Origin of the sequence: Nostoc punctiforme PCC 73102 (assembly GCF_000020025.1) — a bacterium.
GTDB lineage: Bacteria > Cyanobacteriota > Cyanobacteriia > Cyanobacteriales > Nostocaceae > Nostoc > Nostoc punctiforme.
This window is the reverse complement of sequence record NC_010628.1, coordinates 1,461,357-1,479,524: the sequence shown is the minus strand read 5'-3', so window position 1 is coordinate 1,479,524 and position 18,168 is coordinate 1,461,357. Positions and strand designations below refer to the sequence as shown.

The window sequence follows — 18,168 nt, the reverse complement described above, 5'->3', positions numbered from 1 at the left end:
TTTCAATTTTGGATTGAAAGATTCAAAATTGAAAAAGGTCTGTTCGTACAGCGTTCGCACCAAGAGCATTACGAATTACGAATTCAGATGCAACGCCTAAAAATCTACCCCTCGTTTAAGTTCTACACCTTGATTTGCATAGTGTTTGTGGCAATAAACCTCTGAATGAACGCTAGCCAGGTCGAAATACGCTGGTTGATTTTGACAGCGGCCAGTGATGATGATTTCGGTGTCGCGGGGTTTGCGGAGCAAAGCTTGAACAATGGGTTCAACGGGGAGTAGTTCTAAGTCAACGGTGGGATTGAGTTCATCGAGAATAATAGTTTTATACATTCCAGAGGCGATCGCAACTTTTGCGATTTCCCAACCTCGTTCGGCTTCTACATAATCTAATTCTTGCCGGGAATTGCGCCAAACAATCGCATCTCCACCACAGCGCTGATGATCCACCACTTCTGGATATGACTGCTGCAAAGCGGCGATCGCAGCATCTTCTGTGTAGCCACTACCACCTTTAAGCCACTGCATAATTAACACACGGGTAGACCCTGGATGATTGATTCCCCTACCAATGGCCTGTAAGGCTTTGCCCAAAGCACTAGTAGACTTGCCTTTACCAGCACCAGTATAAATTTCAATCCCTTCCAAGAATAGGGCTTTGGCTGTGGGATGGTGATGAGGTTTCATTTCTGAGTGCAAATCTGCAATATCGAGCAGCTTTTGCGGTGCAGCGCGTCCGGTAGCAATGATTTCTAATTCTTGGGGTTTGGATTTTAATGTCTTTACCACTTCATCTACTGGTAGCAAACCCAAATCCAGAACGGGGTTAATTTCATCCAAGACGACAACTGAATATAAACCGCTAGCGATCGCACCTTTGGCGACATCCCAACCCCGCATCGCCTCATTTTGGTCAAAGGTGGTAATTTCTTCTGGGCCAAAAAATTCGGCTCTCCCAGTGCGAACCTGGTCTATTAAATGGGGAAACCCGCGCTGCAAAGCTGCGATCGCTCCATCTTCGTCATAATCACGTTCCGGCCCTTTTAAAAAGCGCAGCAGTAAAACACGGTTAGAATCACTAGGCGTATTTATCCCTAAACCAATAGAGCGCAAAACCACACCCAAAGCCGCTTGAGACTTACCTTTACCCACGCCATCGTAGACGTGAATTTGACCAATGATCCGTTCTTGACGCACTTGCGCCGTGCGAATACCGATACCGTTCCTTGTCATCTCTCGAAAAGCTATAAGTGGCAGTCTTTAATCTTACCTAACCTCTTGTAATCTTAGGTAGAGAAACTAGCCCTCTAGTGTCCCCGTACAAGTATCAGGTTGATGTATTAACAATATCAATCAGAGAATACTGGCACACCAGCATAGTAAAGGACAAGAACAATGTAATAATTTCCCCCATCACCCTCACTATCCCAGTTATACTCTCTACAGTTAAACCTTACCCTTGACCACTTATGCCTGAGAATTGGATACTTCCGAGGATTTTTCCCATTGGTGGAATTCTGTTTGACTTTTTATTTGTACTGATTGCCATTCCCATCGAAGCTTATCTTTTGCACTATCGACTCAAATTTGACAAAAAAACTAGTACTTTTTATGCTATTTCTATCAATTTATTTTCTAGTGTAATTGGTTGGTCCATATTTTTTGTATCAGAACCAATTTTACCGCTCCAGGTGAGAACAGAATTAATTAACTATATGTTTTTTAATAACTTTAAATCACCTAATACACAAGGCTTACTAATATTAACTGCTTTTATAATTTTCTTTTCTACTTTTTTGATGAAGTTTTTCATTCTAAAGGTATTGTTACTATCATTAAATGAGCAATTTGCTAAAAAAGAAGAGGAAGCGGAAGCTCCAATATCTCAACGGCGGCGATGGCGGACTTTTGGCAACTTGAAATTCCAAAGTAATAATTTAATAATTACTGTACTAATAGCAAATTCCCTGAGTTATAGTGCTATAACTCTTATTTTATTATTTAGTGCAAAATAGGAAGATTTTACTTAGAAGGAAAACGAGTGATTAGTTAATTAGGTGGAAGGAGGAACATGAATACGCTACTTAAAGATGTATTTGGAATTTTTAAATTTGCGGAAGGGATTTATGCAGGAATTAGAAAAGTATTAGTTCCACCCAAAGCTTATTCTTGGCAGACATTTATTTATTTGAGTGTTTTTTCTTGGGCACTGTCATATTTAGCTACAGGCTATATCAAAGATATTATTGCCTTTTTTGGTTGGTTATTTTTGATTGCCGGCACAGCTTGGTATACAACTCAAGATCCTTTGAGAGTTCCTGGTACTTTTATGCCAGTTGGGGCAGTAATCACTGGATTCTTAGTGAGTGTTTTTGCTTTTGGAAATCAACAGGATGTAATTACACCAAGAACAATCGTTTTTTGTCCGACAATTTCAGCACTAATTACAGCAATACCAGAGTTTATTGAAGGAAGTGATACTGACGCTAAAGCTAGAATTCCTAAGCCACAAGACCGCCAAAGAATCATAATTTTAGTTGCTAGTAGTATGCTACTAAGTTGCTGGATTCAGTTTTATTTTGTAATGGATCATTGGTTTCAACAATATCCTAGTTTGCAAGCAGATACTTTTAAACGTAGTACCTTTGTTGTCAGAACAGAAGAACGAGTAAAAATCCCACAAAACGGTGTTGTAATTCTAGAAAGACTTCAACCAATAGTAATAGAACAAATAAACCAAACACCTTGGTCGGAAGTAGAGAAATGGTTGCTTGATGCAAAACAGCGAGTAGGAACTCTGGGTAGGGCAGTAATTCAAAAAAGCCTGGGGAAATATGAAGAGAAGGATTTATGGCGCATTGAACCGCGTGTAGCTAATACTAAGTCTGGATATATATTAGATTTATTAAGTATTTGGATAGGGCCAAGTTCTAACCCACGGGGCTATTACTTGAAAAAATCTTGCCGAATTGAACCAGTTGCAGCAACCAGCAATTCAGGTAATAACATTACAGTTGCAGAAATTGAATGCGATCGCGCCAGTAAATTAATTGCCGGATCGCCGCCTCCGCAGCAGTGAGAAGAGATGAAGCAGGGGAGGAAGGGGAGCAGGGGGCAGGTGGTCACTGAGCGTAGCCGAAGTGGGGCAGGGGGAAAATGACAAATGACTAATGACAAATAATGACAAATGACTATTAACAGAATTTTTGTATTGGCAAAGAATGTATTTCAGGAAGTGGTACGCGATCGCATCCTATATATTATTGGTTTTTATGCGCTTATACTCGCTGCTGCCTTTCGCGTCCTTCCTCAATTTGCAGCTACGACTGAAGACAAAATATTTTTAGACTTCGGGATGGCGGCGATGAATGCCATCGGGTTAATTGTGACAATATTTGTTGGTACGGGACTGGTTAATAAAGAAATTGAAAAACGTACTATTTTGGTGTTGATTGCGAAACCTGTCAGTCGCAGCGAAATTATCGTCGGCAAATACTTAGGTTTATCCGCAGTATTAGCTGTACTTGTCGCTACGATGACAGCAATTTATCTAGTATTTCTGCAATTTGGTAATATTCACCACCCAACAGCGAGTATTTTAATTGCTGCAATTTTCTTAGTATTGCAGTTGTCATTAATCACCGCTATGGCTATTACCTTCGGTGTTTTTACTGCTTCTCTCCTCGCTACTGTTTTAACCTTTGCGGTATATTTAATCGGAAATATTACTCAAGATTTAGTCCAACTAGGTCGTCTGAGCCGCAACCCTGGTATAGAAGGTCTAACTCAAGGTTTGTTTCTCATTTTGCCAGATTTATCTCGATTAGATTTGAAAAATGATGCCGTTTATGGTCTGCAAGCACTACCTGATACAACTGCACTAATTACAAATGCTGGCTATGGTTTACTTTATAGTGCCCTGTTATTAGCGATCGCTATTTTTATCTTCTCACAACGCGAATTTTAGTATTTGGGCATTGAGGCAAGCAGGGGAGCAAGAATTACTGGTTAATAACTTTTTTTACTTCCCTGCTGATCCGAACTGTATTGCTTACACATCTACAAGGGTTTAGTGCCCTGCATAGATGCTTTTTGTGAAATAGTTTTTAAGCGAGTCGCTCTGCTTTTACGGATACGTTCACTTTTGCGAACTCCACCAGCCATCTCATATTCGCGGCTATCTTTGCTGTATTTAAAGCCGATTCCCATGAGCATTTTTTCGGAGAAAGTACCCAAGGTTTGTTCTAATTCTTCAATTTCTACTTTGGAAGAGTCAATTGTACTAAGAGCAGTATTATGAGCTTCTAACTTGCTGCGTAATTCTTCAATTATTTCTGTCAGGGCTTTTAAATTACAAGTATTTCCAAGATCCAAATTAGCATCAATTGCTTTGAGTCCAGCAAATCTTAACTCAGCATTTTCTAGAACGCGGGATGTACGTTTTCTCAAAGACATAAATTTGGTTACTCGTAACATTTATACAGCTACTATGTCCTACTGAAAATACATTCTGGTTCAGCAAAATCCACAAAAATAATTATACTTTTTATGAGATAAATACTGGTAAATTCTCTTAATTTATCTAAGAGGATGTTTGAAAAGTCCTCTTATCGGTATCAAAACGTTCTAGATCCCCCTAAATCCCCCTTATTAAGGGGGACTTTGATTCGTTTCCCCCTTACTAAGGGGGACTTTGATTCCGTTTCCCCCCTTATTAAGGGGGGTTAGGGGGGATCGCTAAGTGCTTAAAATCACAGCGAAATACTTTTCAAACAACCTCTAAAGCGTCTATCTAATCTTAATTACAGCTTGAGCATTCATAACTACAGAAGAAGCTGTGTTAACTATAGCTTGAGCATTCATAACTACAGAAGAAGCTGTGTTAACTATAGCTTGAGCATTTATAACCACAGAAGAAGTTGTGTTAACTACAGCTTGAGCATTGATAACTACAGAAGAAGTTATATTAACTATAGCTTCAAGTTTACTTATCATATAATGAGCGTTTGTAACTACAGCTTCACCATTAATAAGTACTGTTTAAGTTGTATTAACTACGGCTTAAGCATTACTTATAACGGTTCTCGCATAGGTAATAGCGGTATTACAAATTACCAACACCATCACACAAGTGCTTGTCACTCTCATTATCAGGGGGATTAGTTTTATAATACTCGCGCATAAAACTGCACCCTTTCTGGAGTAAATAATCAAAATCCAGCCTCCACAGTTTCACCGTGTTGTCAGTACTGGCAGAAGCTAGCATTTTGCCATCGGGACTGAAGCTGATGCCATAAACCCAGTTTGTATGCCCAGTTAGGGTTTTGATTTCTTTGCCAGTGGTGGTATCCCACAGTTTCACCGTGTTGTCACTACTGGCAGAAGCTAGCATCTTGCCATCGGGACTGAAGCTGATGCCATTAACCGAGTTTGTATGCCCAGTTAGGGTTTTGATTTTTTTGCCAGTGGTGGTAGTATCCCACAGTTTCACCGTGTTGTCACTACTGGCAGAAGCTAGCATCTTGCCATCGGGACTGAAACTGATGCCATTAACCGAGTTTGTATGCCCAGTTAGGGTTTTGATTTCTTTGCCAGTGGTGGTATCCCACAGTTTCACCGTCTTGTCACCACTGGCAGAAGCTAACATCTTGCCATCGGGACTGAAACTGATGCCATTAACCGAGTTTGTATGCCCAGTTAGGGTTTTGATTTCTTTGCCAGTGGTGGTATCCCACAGTTTCACCGTCTTGTCACCACTGGCAGAAGCTAACATCTTGCCATCGGGACTGAAACTGATGCCATTAACCGAGTTTGTATGCCCAGTTAGGGTTTTGATTTCTTTGCCAGTGGTGGTATCCCACAGTTTCACCGTGTTGTCACCACTGGCAGAAGCTAACATCTTGCCATCGGGACTGAAGCTGATGTCATTAACCGAGTTTCTATGCCCAGTTAGGGTTTTGATTTCTTTGCCAGTGGTGGTATCCCACAGTTTCACTGTGTTGTCACCACTGGCAGAAGCTAGCATCTTGCCATCGGGACTGAAGCTGATGTCATTAACCGAGTTTGTATGCCCAGTTAGGGTTTTGATTTCTTTGCCAGTGGTGGTATCCCACAGTTTCACCGTGTTGTCAAAACTGGCAGAAGCTAGCATCTTGCCATTCGGACTGAAGCTGATGTCATTAACCGAGTTTCTATGCCCAGTTAGGGTTTTGATTTCTTTGCCAGTGGTGGTATCCCACAGTTTCACCGTGTTGTCATCACTGGCAGAAGCTAGCATCTTGCCATCGGGACTGAAGCTGATGTCATTAACCGAGTTTCTATGCCCAGTTAGGGTTTTGATTTCTTTGCCAGTGGTGGTATCCCACAGTTTCACCGTGTTGTCAAAACTGGCAGAAGCTAGCATCTTGCCATCGGGACTGAAGCTGATGCCAAAAACCGAGTTTCTATGCCCAGTTAGGGTTTTGATTTCTTTGCCAGTGGTGGTATCCCACAGTTTCACCGTGTTGTCAGCACTGGCAGAAGCTAGCATCTTGCCATCGGGACTGAAGCTGATGCCAAAAACCGAGTTTCTATGCCCAGTTAGGGTTTTAATTTCTTTGCCAGTGGTGGTATCCCACAGTTTCACCGTGTTGTCAGCACTGGCAGAAGCTAGCATCTTGCCATCGGGACTGAAGCTGATGCCCAAAACCGAGTTTGTATGCCCAGTTAGGGTTTTGATTTCTTTGCCAGTGGTGGTATCCCACAGTTTCACCGTGTTGTCACTACTGGCAGAAGCTAGCATCTTGCCATCGGGACTGAAGCTGATGCCCAAAACCGAGTTTGTATGCCCAGTTAGGGTTTTGATTTCTTTGCCAGTGGTGGTATCCCACAGTTTCACCGTGTTGTCATCACTGGCAGAAGCTAGCATCTTGCCATCGGGACTGAAGCTGATGCCCTGAACCTCCTTTGCGTGTCCTCCCAAGGTGTTAGGTGCGGCAACATTATGAACTGTATTTAATAATGTCAGTTTTACCTGGGTGCGGGTATTCGCATCTACCCAGAATTTACCTCGCATTTTGACAGCAGCTTTGACGCTTGATTCGACAGCTTTTCGCCCATCTAAACTCAAAAACCCATCGGAACTTTGGGCAAAGGCATTAATTTGGCTGATTTCGGCATTCCCCCAGCCTATACCCGCTAGTCCAGATAAACCCAAAGCTAACACCAAACCCCCAGCCAATCCAGAAAAAGTTAGCCGTTTTGTGCGTTCCCGTTGCTTTTGTTCCCTATCCCTCAATGCTACACTAGCTTGAATAAACTCTTGCTCGCCTGCGCTAATATCCTCTCGCCGTTGTTTTAGCTTTTCTTCCCCCTCTACCAACGCTGCACCCCGCAACAATGCCCCTTCATCTCGCTGCGTTGCTTCCCATTGTCCTTTTGCTGAACGCAGTCGCTCTTGCCAAGCCCTAAAAACGCGGTCTTTATTCATCCATTCCCGCAGTTCTCCCCAGTTGCGAATCAAAGCTTCATGGACTACTTCTACCGTTTCTTGACTGGTAGCATTGCGACTTGTCACCACCAACCGAGCATCCGCTAATTGTTTGACCAAATCCCAGCTTTGCTCCCCCAATTCCGCCTTCATCGCCACTCGTCGAGTATCTTCTGTTCCCTCACCCGGACGCACCAATTGAATAAAAATCCGCCGGACTTTTTCTTTTTCCTCCTCTGTCAAGTTGCCATATTTTTCATCAGCATGACGAGCTAACGCACCTTCTACTTGACCAATTTCTTCATAGATTTTGTGAGTTAATTGTTTACCCGTGCGCTTATTCCACAACTCTGTTAAAGCAAACTCTAGCAGAGGTAAATTTCCTGGCTGGTTTTCCACATCCTCTAAAATGCGTTCTACCAGTCCGCTTGCAAATGTCACCCCTAATTTTTCGGCAGGTTTTTCAATAACTTGTGTTAATTCCTCCCGATTCATCGGCCCTAATTTCACATCAGCATTTTGCAAGATATCCGCAAAGGGACGATAGGAGAGAGCATTTCCCAAAAAATCTGCCCGCATTGTCGTTACCCACACCGTAGCGGATGCAGATAGAGAAGAGGAAGTTTCTAAACTAGCTAATAAGCAATCAAGAAATTTATGGCGAGTTTCCTGATGGTGACAGAGAGTATAAATTTCTTCAAATTGGTCAGCAATTAATAGCACCCGTTGATTAGGGTGATTTTGCCGAATTTTAGCAAAAACGTCCGAGATCAGCATAGAGCCATCTTGCAAGTAACCAGCTAACTTGCGGGCTTGGGCAATTTGGTCAGTTGCATCTAAATTAGGCGTATAAAGTGGCACTAAAGCTACAGCCAACGCATGAAAAGGATCAGCACCAGGACGAAAGTGAGTAAACTGCCAATTTCCGGCTGTTTGCAACTTCGGGACTAACCCCGCCAACACCACCGAAGATTTACCGCTTCCCGATGCACCCAATACGGGTATAAAATTCCGGGTTTTAGTTGCACTATAAAGTTCTTCGATAAAAATTTCCCGCCCAAAGAATATATCCGCATCATTGGGGCCAAAATGAAACAAACCGCGATAAGGACAAGGGAGAGATTCATCAGCAGCGTCGGTAGAATCAGAAGCGACTAATCTTGCTTCTTCTCGATAGTAGTAATTGGTAACAGTGATAGTTGCATTACCAGTCGCTGAGGTAGCAGCGTATTCACTCTCTGTAACACTTTGTTGAATCTCGCCTTGCTTAGACATAACATCTACCCTGATTAATTAAGTTACAGTCTCAGTTCTCTTTCGATGTGCCTTGTTCATTGATGTCACTAATACTTGCATTACCAGAACCAGAAGTAGCGGCATATTTGACATTACTGATATTTTGGGTAATAATCTGCTGTCCACCGGGCTGTTCTTTGACTTGATTAAGTAACTCTTGAGCCGCTTGAATAATTGCTGCATCTTTATCGGCACCAGCTTTGGTAATTTTGTCTTTTAATAAACCTTCAGCTTGCTTAATTTCTTCGGGTTTGGCATCTACCATCGCTTTTCCTAGAACATCGCCTTCAAACTTCTTTTTAATCAAAGCCTTCAAACCTTGATAGGTATCTTTCACGGCTGTTGTGGCGGTATCTTTAGCAGCCGCGATCGCACCAGCACCTAAAGCAGCAATAATCAGAGAAATAGGTTCCATAGTTAATTCTCAATAAGTTTACAAGAGCAGTTCGATGTACCTAAGAAACATACAACGAAAATAGGGTGTGTTACGCAAATAAAGTACCGCACCCCAAGTTTTGACCAAGTTTTAACTGAATTAACGTGAGTTTGATGAACCTCTCCCCAACCCTTGTAGCATTTGGGCTAGGGGTTAGGTCTGTATTGGACTCAACCGAGAAACGCTATAGCAATCCTAAATGAGTTGTGAAAATTTGCGTTGTCTAAATCCCCGACTTATTTAAGAAGTCGGGGATTTAATTTTTTACGAATGATTTAGAACTGCTATATAAGACTCACTCTTATGTAAAACAGGAATGTGAAGCAAAAAAGACGATATCTAAATAAACATAAGTGAAATCATGACCCAAGCTGAAAAAAAATTGTGGTTACAGCTAAAAGGAAACCCCCATATAGAGAATGGAAACGAAATCACAAGATTATCTCACTTTAACAGGGCTACTTCTGATTAATAAATAACTATCTGAGGTTGTTTAATTGTGCCATCAGGCATGATAGTATCCCGGAACCTCGCATAAATCAGGTTTGTCTCCCAAAGGTTTGCTTGACTCAAGTTTGCCTTAGTTAAATTTGCCCATGTCAAATCTGCACCAGTTAAGTTAGCCTCAGTTAAATTAGCTTCTAGTAATTTTGCTCCACATAACTTTGCCCCTGTGAGATTTGCTCTAACTAAGTTAGCTTCAATCAATGATGCTTCAATTAATTTGGCTTCACTTAAGTCTGCTTCTCTCAAATCTACATCGCATAAAGAAGCACCCCAAAGATTACTACCTGTGAATTTCGCCCGCCATAAGAAAGTTCCACACAAATTTGCTCGTGTTAAATCAGCATTAGTCAAATTAGCTTCACACAAAGAGGCTTCATACAGATTAGCTTCATGTAAGCTAGCTTGCATCAAATTTGCACCACTTAAATTAGCACGAGTAAGAATACAGCCACACAAATTTGCACCCCTTAAATCTGCTCCGATGAAATTAACACCATTTAAATCAATTCCTTTTAGGTCAATTCCACTCAAGTCACATCCACTGAAATCTCGGCGTTGAAAATACTTGTTTGTGATTTGACTTAATATAAATTCCTGCTTATCAGCATAATTTTTCATGGTATTCACCTCTGGGTGTAATTTATCTCAAAGGTCGAGTGTGATAGTTACCGTATATTGAGAGTACACCCCAAATGCAGATTAGCTCAGTAAATAATCAAAAATAAATTGACCAAAAATCGCCAATCACCTGAAAATGCGTTTTTTCAGTGGTTTTTAAAACAAAAAATGCTGACATAGGTCAGGAAATATTGAAAAAGAGGCAGGGGGCAGGGGGCACAGGGGAAAAATACTAACTTCTGACTCCTAACTCAGCACTCAGCACGGGCTAAACCTTAGCTATCCCCTAACAGCACTCAGTACTAAAAAAAGGGAATCTTCAGCTACAGAAAGAAAGCCCGTCAATATTGGTGTACTAAGGTGATTTCTTACAAAGAATATACCCAGGTTGACGAGTTTCGACTTCTCTTCGAGACGCTACGCGAACGCTCAACTCTCGATCCCTTAGTTGGTTGAGCGAACTTGTACTGAGCGTAGTCGAAGTAGTCGAAACCAACGGTGGCGGTAGATTTATTAACGGAAATTGCCTAAGAGGATGTTTGAAAAGTCCTCTTCTCGGTAGCAAAATGTTCTAGATCCTCCTAAATCCCCCTTAAGAAGGGGGACTTTTACTCCAGTTCCACCCTTTTTAAGGGGGGTTAGAGGGGATCTAAAAGTGCCTAAAGTCACAGCGAAATACTTTTCAAACATCCTCTAAGGTTGATAGCGAAGGCTAAAGTAAAAGCCATCATCCTGAGCGTTATTGCCGCGATCGCTCAGATCGATAAATGGAAATCCATAATCGAGCCGTAAAAACAGATTATCAATTCCCATTGCCTGATTCCATAATAATCCTAAGCCTGCACCCACCAAAAAAGTTTGATCGGGCAGCCGATTGGGATTATTAGACTGATTCCATACAGATCCCATATCCAGAAATGGCGCAAGTTGAATTATGGATAATCCAGATTCATTACGCTGGACTGTGAACCGATCTTCGATCGCTACACGAAATCCATTATCCCCTGAGCGGATATTTTGCCGATATCCCCTTACAGACTGTCCACCGCCAATAACGAATTGCTGGGAGGGTAAAAGGCTATCTGGTGTTAGCTGCAAGTCTGCTTGGATAAGTAACAGATGATCGGCGCTGAGTTGCTGCACGCGCTGTATTTGACCCAACCAACTGAAAAAGCGACCATCGGGTATGGGGTCATTGTTGATAGTTGCATCTAATACGTCAATACCAAAATTAAATTGCGATCGCAAAAACCAAGCTCCTTGAGGTTCGCGCTTAGTATAGTCTTGACCAAATTTAATTACACTGGTGCGGCTAACGCCATTGGCATCAGTCCCAATGCCAAAGGGGGTTGCCAGGTTTTCGAAGAGGAAGGTTTGACCATCTTGATAGGTAAATCCCAAAGATAGGGCAAATTCTTCTCTTGGCGATCGCATCAATGGTTGACGATAATTAATTTCATAAAGATCCTGGTTGGCGCGAATGCCAAAAGCATCAAAGGGTGCCTCAGTGATTTCGTTGCGATTAAATGCGGTTCTAATCTGCACTTTGCCATTCATCGCGTTCACAGGAATTTGATAGCTAAAATCAAAGGCATCGGAACCACCAGAGAGGGTGTGGTAATAGGAGCCGGCTAACTCATCTCCCATCCCGGTTAAATTGCGATCGCGCAGTTCAATACCCAATCTTTCCGCACCAATACTCGGAGGCGAATAATTATCTACACCCAAGCTACCAGTTAAAGGGTTGGCCTCTTCAACTCTGACAATGAGAACACTTTGACCAACCTTACCCGTTGGACGCAGACGTGCTTCTATATTTGTAAATAAGGGATCGAGTCGCAACAGTTTCAGTTGATCTTCGAGCTTACTAGTATTCAGAGGAGTACCGGCACCTAATTGGATGCGACTACGAACATAAGATGGATTTAATCGTCGCGTCCCTTCGATCTCAATGTCTGTCAAACGCCCTTCAATTACCCGAATTACCACAACACCATCGGCGGTACTAGGTTGCTGAATGTCTGGAACTGCTCTGGAATTTATATAGCCTTTATTTAAGTAAAGCTGGGTAATAGCATCTGCGGCTTGTCTGATTTCTTCTAAAGTTAAGTCCCGTTCTTCAAAGGGTTTGACAACTGGATTAAAGTCATTTTCATTAAAAACTGTGCTATCTACAACCTGGATTTTGCGAACCCGAATTCGTTGTGGTGTTTCTGGTTGGGGATTTGGTTCGGCTTGATTGGGGTTATTTTCCGGGGCAGTTTCTGATGCCTGTACTATTTGTAACTCTGACTGAATACTCTTTTGGGTTGAGTCTGGTGTCAATATATTCGCCGTAGCTCTCAGTCCATTTGCAGTTACAATCCAGACCGCAGGCAGAATTAGCAAGCCACACTGAAAACTGAAGCTGTGCTTATTCCATCTAGTAATTGCTAGACTTTGCCAAGTATTTAACTGATGAGAGAAACAGACAATGCTTTTCTGAGTAATTGTTTTCGGCTTAATGCCAGTTTCTGTTTCTTTTCTCATTTCTCCTCAGTGGGTGCCTTATTTTACGACTGGGCTAATTTTGATTTTTGAGTGTGCTATGGCTGTATGAATATTTCAATATCATATTTTTAACATTCACATTTCAGAAGATTTGTAACTAAAACAATAATTAACAGCAATTTCTTCTAAGTGATAGCCCTTAGCATTATATTGTGATAACAGGTAGAAAACTTGAGAATACTTCGATGCCACCACTGATCTCCATAGTCATCGTCAATTACAACCGGGAGTCTTACCTTGGGGTAGCGATCGCTAGCGTATTAGCACAAACATGGCAAGACTTTGAGCTACTAATTTGGGATGATGGCTCCACAGACGGATCGGTGGCGATCGCAAACGCTTATGCTCAACAAGATGGGCGAGTGCGGGTAGTAGAAGCACAGCATCAAGGAGTTTCTGCGGCTTGTAAGGCAGCGATCGCCCAAACTAGTGGCATTTACATCGGTATAGTAGACAGTGATGATATCCTAGCCCCCACCGCCCTTGCCCAAACCGCTACAGTACTGAATCGCCACCCAGAAACGGGATTTGTTTACACCGACTACTTAAATATTGATGAAAAGGGTATTGTCATAGGCTACGGTCATCGCTGTAATATTGCTTACTCCCAAGACAATCTTTTGGTAAACTTCATGACGTTTCACTTCCGCCTGATGCGGCGGTCGGTTTACGACCGAGTGGGAGGTTTTAACGAATCGTTCTCTGGTTGTGCCTATGATTATGACCTATGTCTGCGACTTTCAGAAGTAACCCAGGTGCGCCGAGTGCAAGAGCCACTCTACCTCTATCGGCTTCACTCTCAAAGCATGTCTGTCACCAGAAGAACAGAACAAATACTCTGGTCACAGAAGGCGATCGCTCAAGCACTTTGGCGACGCGGATTAGCAGAAAAGTTACAAATCGATGTGGAATTGCCCGCAGGTCGCTTCATCTTGCGGCGTAAAAAACCTCTACTACACAAAATCGCCGCTTCAGTCCTAGCTATTTTGCCTTTAGTGACAGTCACGAGCATGGGATTATCTCAGGCACAACAAATTGTCCCTGCTGCCGATGGGACAAACACAATTGTTACACCCAATGGTAATCGACTAGATATCACCGGGGGTATAACTTCTGGAGATGGTGCTAACCTCTTCCACAGCTTTCAACAGTTTGGGATTTCACCAGAACAAATCGCCAATTTCCAAGCTAGTCCGGCACTACAAAATATCCTTGGTCGAATTACAGGCGGGAATGCCTCGGTTATCAATGGCTTAATTCAGGTAACAGGTGGCAATGCTAACCTTTTCTTGATGAATCCAGCCGGATTTATTTTTGGATCAAACGCCACCTTAAATGTGCCTGGTGCTTTCACAGTGACAACAGCCAATGGCATTGGTTTTGGCAGCAGTTGGTTCAATGCCATTGGTGTTAATGACTACGCTGCTTTAGTTGGAAACCCCAACGGATTTGCCTTTAGTATGAACCAGCCAGGAGCGATCGCCAATGCTGGAAATTTGGCAGTAGGTGTTGGGCAAAATTTAAATTTATTGGGTGGTACTGTAGTCAACACCGGGCAACTTTCGGCACCGGGAGGGCAGATTTCTATCACATCCGTACCAGGACAAAATTGGGTGCGTCTCAGTCAGCCAGGAAATCTGCTGAGTCTGGAAATTCAGCCCCTCGCCTCTAGTAGCACCCAACCCAATAACTGGACAATTCCCATCGCCTCAATACCTGAATTGCTCACAGTTGGTAACACAGGGTTAACTGCCAATCCTGATGGGACTGTAAAATTGACAGGCTCTAACGTCACAATTCCCACAACTCCAGGGACAACAATTGTTTCAGGCAAAGTAGATGTATCAAGTCAAACAGGCGGTACGGTAACTGCTTTGGGTAAAAAAGTTGCGCTGGTTGATGCCAATATTAACGCCTCTGGAACGAATGGCGGTGGTACTGTGCTAATTGGCGGTGATTACCAAGGTAAGGGGACTGTACCCAACGCAGATCGGACTTATGTTGACTCAAAGTCAGTCATTAATGCCGATAGCCATTTGAATGGAAATGGCGGACAGGTAATTGTTTGGGGTAACGACACAACTCAATATTTTGGTAAAATTTCGGCTCGTGGAGGAGCAAATGCCGGGAATGGTGGTTTTGTAGAAGTATCAGGCAAAAATTTCTTAACCTTCAACGGTTTAGTAGATGCTTCAGCCCCTAATGGCAGCTTTGGCACTTTATTACTAGACCCCAGCACATTAACTATTATCGATGCCGCAGCAGGGACAGGTGATTTTGATGCCACAGCAGGCAACATTGCCTTTAACGATCCAGATATTGGGGCTAACACCGTTTCTTGGGGTGCGATCGCAGCTTCGGGTGTAAATATCAATTTACAGGCTATAGGCAATATTACAATCAATGACATCACCGGAGCTACACCCGGAGTGACTACCGCTGGTGTTGCTACTTTAAACTTGGGCGGTGGTAGCTTCAGCCTAACCTCACAAAACGGTTCTGTGAACTTTGTTGACCCTACCAACACAATCCAGACAACCGGAGGAGCCATTAATATTTCAGGAGCCAGCTTATTACTAGGAAATCTAAACACAACTCGTAATTTCGCTAGAAGCGGGGATATAACTTTGTCTGCGACGACCGGCAATATTAGTACAGGTAACATTATTGCCAGTGGACAAGGCTATTCAGCAGGTAATGTTCAAGTCGTAAGTAGCAATGGTGGAATTACTCTTAATCAGATTAACACCAGTGATACTGGTAATAATGGTGTCAACACCGCAGGGACAGTGACTTTGACTGCGGCAGGCAATATCCTCACAGATAGAATTAATTCCTTTTCCAGTGATGCTGGTAGCTTAGGTCGTGGTGGCGATATAGTTGCAACAACTACAGCAGGTAGTATTACCACTGGGGCGATTAACTCATCTGTATTCAAGACCGGAGGTGGCGATTTTACTGGTACGGCTGGCGCAGTCACCTTAACTGCCACAGAGAATATCACCGTTAATGATGCCATTAATGCCTCAGCGATCGCCATTGGAGTCGATGGAACTGGAAATGTTACAGGTGGCAACGTTACTTTACAGACTACCAATACTGCTGGTAGCAATATTAGTTTTACCAACATCAACACACAGTCCGTAGCAGACGATTTTGTTGATGGAAACACTGTTCAAGGTGGCAATGTGCAAGTGCTGACAAACGGACTAGTTCAAGGAATAGGGGTAGGTACTACCATCGCCACCGGCGGAATTTTCGATTCTGGAGCAGGAGTAACCACTAGCATCGCCGGAGGCACTGTCACAATTCGACATGATGGTGGTCCAGGTAACGTGCCATTTATTGTAGGTGATGCGACGAGTGCTAATGGCACAGCTGGAACAATTGATGTGGGAGGCGGTACAACTATCGCTTCGGGTAACTTTCCAGTATTGCCAACTGGTGGAGATGCGATTGGTACCCCAACCGGCATCACCATTACTTCCGTCAACACTCCGCCTGTATTAACGGCAAACTCATCGCTACCCAACACCCAGACCAATCAACCAGTGACCTTGACATTCTCTAGTTTGGCTGCACTGGTCAGCGATGCTAATAATGACATCACCTCCATCCAGGTTGATGTGGTGAATACAGGAAATCTGACTGTCAATGGCCTTCCCGTCATTCCTGGTGTCACTACCTTATCTAGCGACGATACTTTGGTGTATACCCCTCCGACTGATGTAAATGGTTCACTAAATGCCTTTGTAATTAGTGCAAATGACCGCGTTTCGTCTTCTGCACCTGTACAGGTCGGAATCAATGTCAGCCAAATTCCTCCCACCATTCCTACCCCAACTCCTACTACAATTCCTACTACAATTCCTACTCCGACTTTTACCCCGAATCCTCCCCCTTGCTCATTCCAATGCACTCCAGGTAAACCGAATGTCCCTGACCCCAATAATCCTAAGATTGACAACCCCGTTATTAATACCGATCCCACGCCCGAAGATAAATTCACAGATGATTTTGCCGACCATTTAGGTATCCCGACTCCTAGAATTAAAACACTAGATGATGCCAAAGAAATTGCTCGCAAAATTGAAGAAGCGACTGGTGTTAAACCTGCATTTATTTACATCAGTTTTGTTCCTGTGGAGATAATACCAGAGAGAAATTTGGGCAAAGCTCAAAAATTTACTAAACAATTAAATACTCTAGCAGAGCAGGATAGCGACCAACTAGAAATAGTCGTAGTAACTGGAAAAGGCAACCCTATTCGCAAGCGCATTCCAGAAACGACCAAAGCCAAAGTTATTCAAGTAGCTCAGGAATTTCGTGACCAAATAGTTAGTCCACAAAACCGTCGCCGCACCGGTTATTTGCGTCCATCTCAACAACTTTATCGCTGGATTATTGCACCATTAGAGGCAGATTTGCAGGCAAGAGAAATCAATAATTTGGTCTTTTTACCAGATATGGGGTTACGTTCAACTCCAATGGCAGCACTTCATGATGGCAAGGGGTTTCTAGTAGAAAAATATAGCATTGGCTTGATGCCCAGTATCAGCTTGACTAACACTCTTTATAAAGACATTAAAAAATCTCAAGTCTTAGCGATGGGAGTTTCTCAAAGTACACAAGGACAAGAGCCTTTACCAGCAGTTCCCCTAGAGTTATCAACACTGGTGTCTAAACTTTGGCAGGGCAAATTATTGTTAGACAAGCAAGCTACCTTAGAAAATCTCAAAACTATCCGCCGCCAACAACCTTTTGGGATTATTCACATGGCAACCCATGCCGATTTTACTACCGGCGCTTTGAGTAATTCCTATATTCAACTGTGGGAGGACAAGTTACGCTTGAACCAATTACGACAGTTGCGCTTTAATGAACCCGAAGTTGAAATGCTCGTGCTGAGTGCTTGTAGAACAGCATTAGGAGATGAAGAGTCAGAGCTTGGATTTGCAGGTTTAGCAGTGCTGGCAGGCGTGAAAACTAGTGTTGCTAGTCTTTGGTCGGTTAATGATGCCGGTACAGCAGCCTTGATGACGAAATTTTATCAAAACTTGAGGACAGCTCCAATTAAGGCAGAAGCCCTCAGACAGGCTCAGGTAGCTATGGCTAAAGGGCAGATTTACGTTAAAAATGGTCAATTAGAAGGTTTAGGAGTAGTGGGGAACTTGTCTTTACCTACTAACAGTGCTGATGAAGGGGAGCAATTACTTACCCATCCTTATTATTGGTCTGGATTCACAATGGTTGGTAATCCTTGGTAAAGTGGCAAGAGTAACTCTACTCTCAC

Annotated in this window: 11 protein-coding genes; 4 read left to right on the top strand and 7 right to left on the bottom strand. The window is 42.9% G+C overall.

What is annotated here, in order from left to right; all coding sequences use genetic code 11:
* Positions 1-96 precede the first annotated feature (96 nt).
* Positions 97-1,233, bottom strand: a complete 1,137-nt coding sequence (locus NPUN_RS06255; RefSeq protein WP_012407973.1) for a cob(I)yrinic acid a,c-diamide adenosyltransferase — start codon at positions 1,231-1,233, stop codon at positions 97-99.
* A gap of 236 nt (positions 1,234-1,469) precedes the next feature.
* Here NPUN_RS06255 and fraC point away from each other — a divergent pair, with 236 nt between their 5' ends.
* The 3 genes from fraC (at position 1,470) to NPUN_RS06240 (ending at position 3,967) form a co-directional block, all read left to right on the top strand.
* Positions 1,470-2,015, top strand: a complete 546-nt coding sequence (gene fraC / locus NPUN_RS06250) for a filament integrity protein FraC (RefSeq protein WP_012407972.1) — start codon at positions 1,470-1,472, stop codon at positions 2,013-2,015.
* Positions 2,016-2,071: 56 nt separating this feature from the next.
* Positions 2,072-3,079, top strand: a complete 1,008-nt coding sequence (gene fraD / locus NPUN_RS06245) for a septal junction protein FraD (protein WP_012407971.1) — start codon at positions 2,072-2,074, stop codon at positions 3,077-3,079.
* Between the two features lie 108 nt (positions 3,080-3,187).
* The gene (locus NPUN_RS06240; RefSeq protein ID WP_012407970.1) at positions 3,188-3,967 is read left to right on the top strand and encodes an ABC transporter permease; all 780 of its coding nucleotides are present in this window, start codon (positions 3,188-3,190) and stop codon (positions 3,965-3,967) included.
* Between the two features lie 92 nt (positions 3,968-4,059).
* Here NPUN_RS06240 and NPUN_RS06235 read toward each other — a convergent pair whose 3' ends face one another.
* The 6 genes from NPUN_RS06235 to NPUN_RS06210 form a co-directional block, all read right to left on the bottom strand.
* A complete protein-coding gene (locus NPUN_RS06235; protein WP_041565945.1) occupies positions 4,060-4,455 on the bottom strand; it encodes a hypothetical protein in 396 nt (131 codons plus the stop codon).
* Between the two features lie 333 nt (positions 4,456-4,788).
* The gene (locus NPUN_RS06230) at positions 4,789-4,995 is read right to left on the bottom strand and encodes a hypothetical protein (protein WP_012407968.1); all 207 of its coding nucleotides are present in this window, start codon (positions 4,993-4,995) and stop codon (positions 4,789-4,791) included.
* 109 nt (positions 4,996-5,104) lie between these two features.
* The gene (locus NPUN_RS06225) at positions 5,105-8,743 is read right to left on the bottom strand and encodes a WD40 repeat domain-containing protein (RefSeq protein ID WP_012407967.1); all 3,639 of its coding nucleotides are present in this window, start codon (positions 8,741-8,743) and stop codon (positions 5,105-5,107) included.
* A gap of 31 nt (positions 8,744-8,774) precedes the next feature.
* The gene (locus NPUN_RS06220) at positions 8,775-9,179 is read right to left on the bottom strand and encodes a hypothetical protein (RefSeq protein WP_012407966.1); all 405 of its coding nucleotides are present in this window, start codon (positions 9,177-9,179) and stop codon (positions 8,775-8,777) included.
* A gap of 489 nt (positions 9,180-9,668) precedes the next feature.
* A complete protein-coding gene (locus NPUN_RS06215) occupies positions 9,669-10,325 on the bottom strand; it encodes a pentapeptide repeat-containing protein (RefSeq protein WP_012407965.1) in 657 nt (218 codons plus the stop codon).
* A gap of 693 nt (positions 10,326-11,018) precedes the next feature.
* Positions 11,019-12,854, bottom strand: a complete 1,836-nt coding sequence (locus tag NPUN_RS06210; RefSeq protein ID WP_012407964.1) for a ShlB/FhaC/HecB family hemolysin secretion/activation protein — start codon at positions 12,852-12,854, stop codon at positions 11,019-11,021.
* 206 nt (positions 12,855-13,060) lie between these two features.
* On the opposite strand from NPUN_RS06210, the gene NPUN_RS06205 reads away from it, so the two are divergent.
* A complete protein-coding gene (locus tag NPUN_RS06205; protein ID WP_012407963.1) occupies positions 13,061-18,142 on the top strand; it encodes a CHAT domain-containing protein in 5,082 nt (1,693 codons plus the stop codon).
* Positions 18,143-18,168: the final 26 nt, after the last annotated feature.

Coding starts and splice junctions, on each gene's coding strand:
- NPUN_RS06255 (WP_012407973.1), bottom strand. CDS start 1,233: ATGACAAGGAACGGTATCGGTATTCGCACGGCGCAAGTGCGTCAAGAA.
- fraC (WP_012407972.1), top strand. CDS start 1,470: ATGCCTGAGAATTGGATACTTCCGAGGATTTTTCCCATTGGTGGAATT.
- fraD (WP_012407971.1), top strand. CDS start 2,072: ATGAATACGCTACTTAAAGATGTATTTGGAATTTTTAAATTTGCGGAA.
- NPUN_RS06240 (WP_012407970.1), top strand. CDS start 3,188: ATGACTATTAACAGAATTTTTGTATTGGCAAAGAATGTATTTCAGGAA.
- NPUN_RS06235 (WP_041565945.1), bottom strand. CDS start 4,455: ATGTCTTTGAGAAAACGTACATCCCGCGTTCTAGAAAATGCTGAGTTA.
- NPUN_RS06230 (WP_012407968.1), bottom strand. CDS start 4,995: ATGATAAGTAAACTTGAAGCTATAGTTAATATAACTTCTTCTGTAGTT.
- NPUN_RS06225 (WP_012407967.1), bottom strand. CDS start 8,743: ATGTCTAAGCAAGGCGAGATTCAACAAAGTGTTACAGAGAGTGAATAC.
- NPUN_RS06220 (WP_012407966.1), bottom strand. CDS start 9,179: ATGGAACCTATTTCTCTGATTATTGCTGCTTTAGGTGCTGGTGCGATC.
- NPUN_RS06215 (WP_012407965.1), bottom strand. CDS start 10,325: ATGAAAAATTATGCTGATAAGCAGGAATTTATATTAAGTCAAATCACA.
- NPUN_RS06210 (WP_012407964.1), bottom strand. CDS start 12,854: ATGAGAAAAGAAACAGAAACTGGCATTAAGCCGAAAACAATTACTCAG.
- NPUN_RS06205 (WP_012407963.1), top strand. CDS start 13,061: ATGCCACCACTGATCTCCATAGTCATCGTCAATTACAACCGGGAGTCT.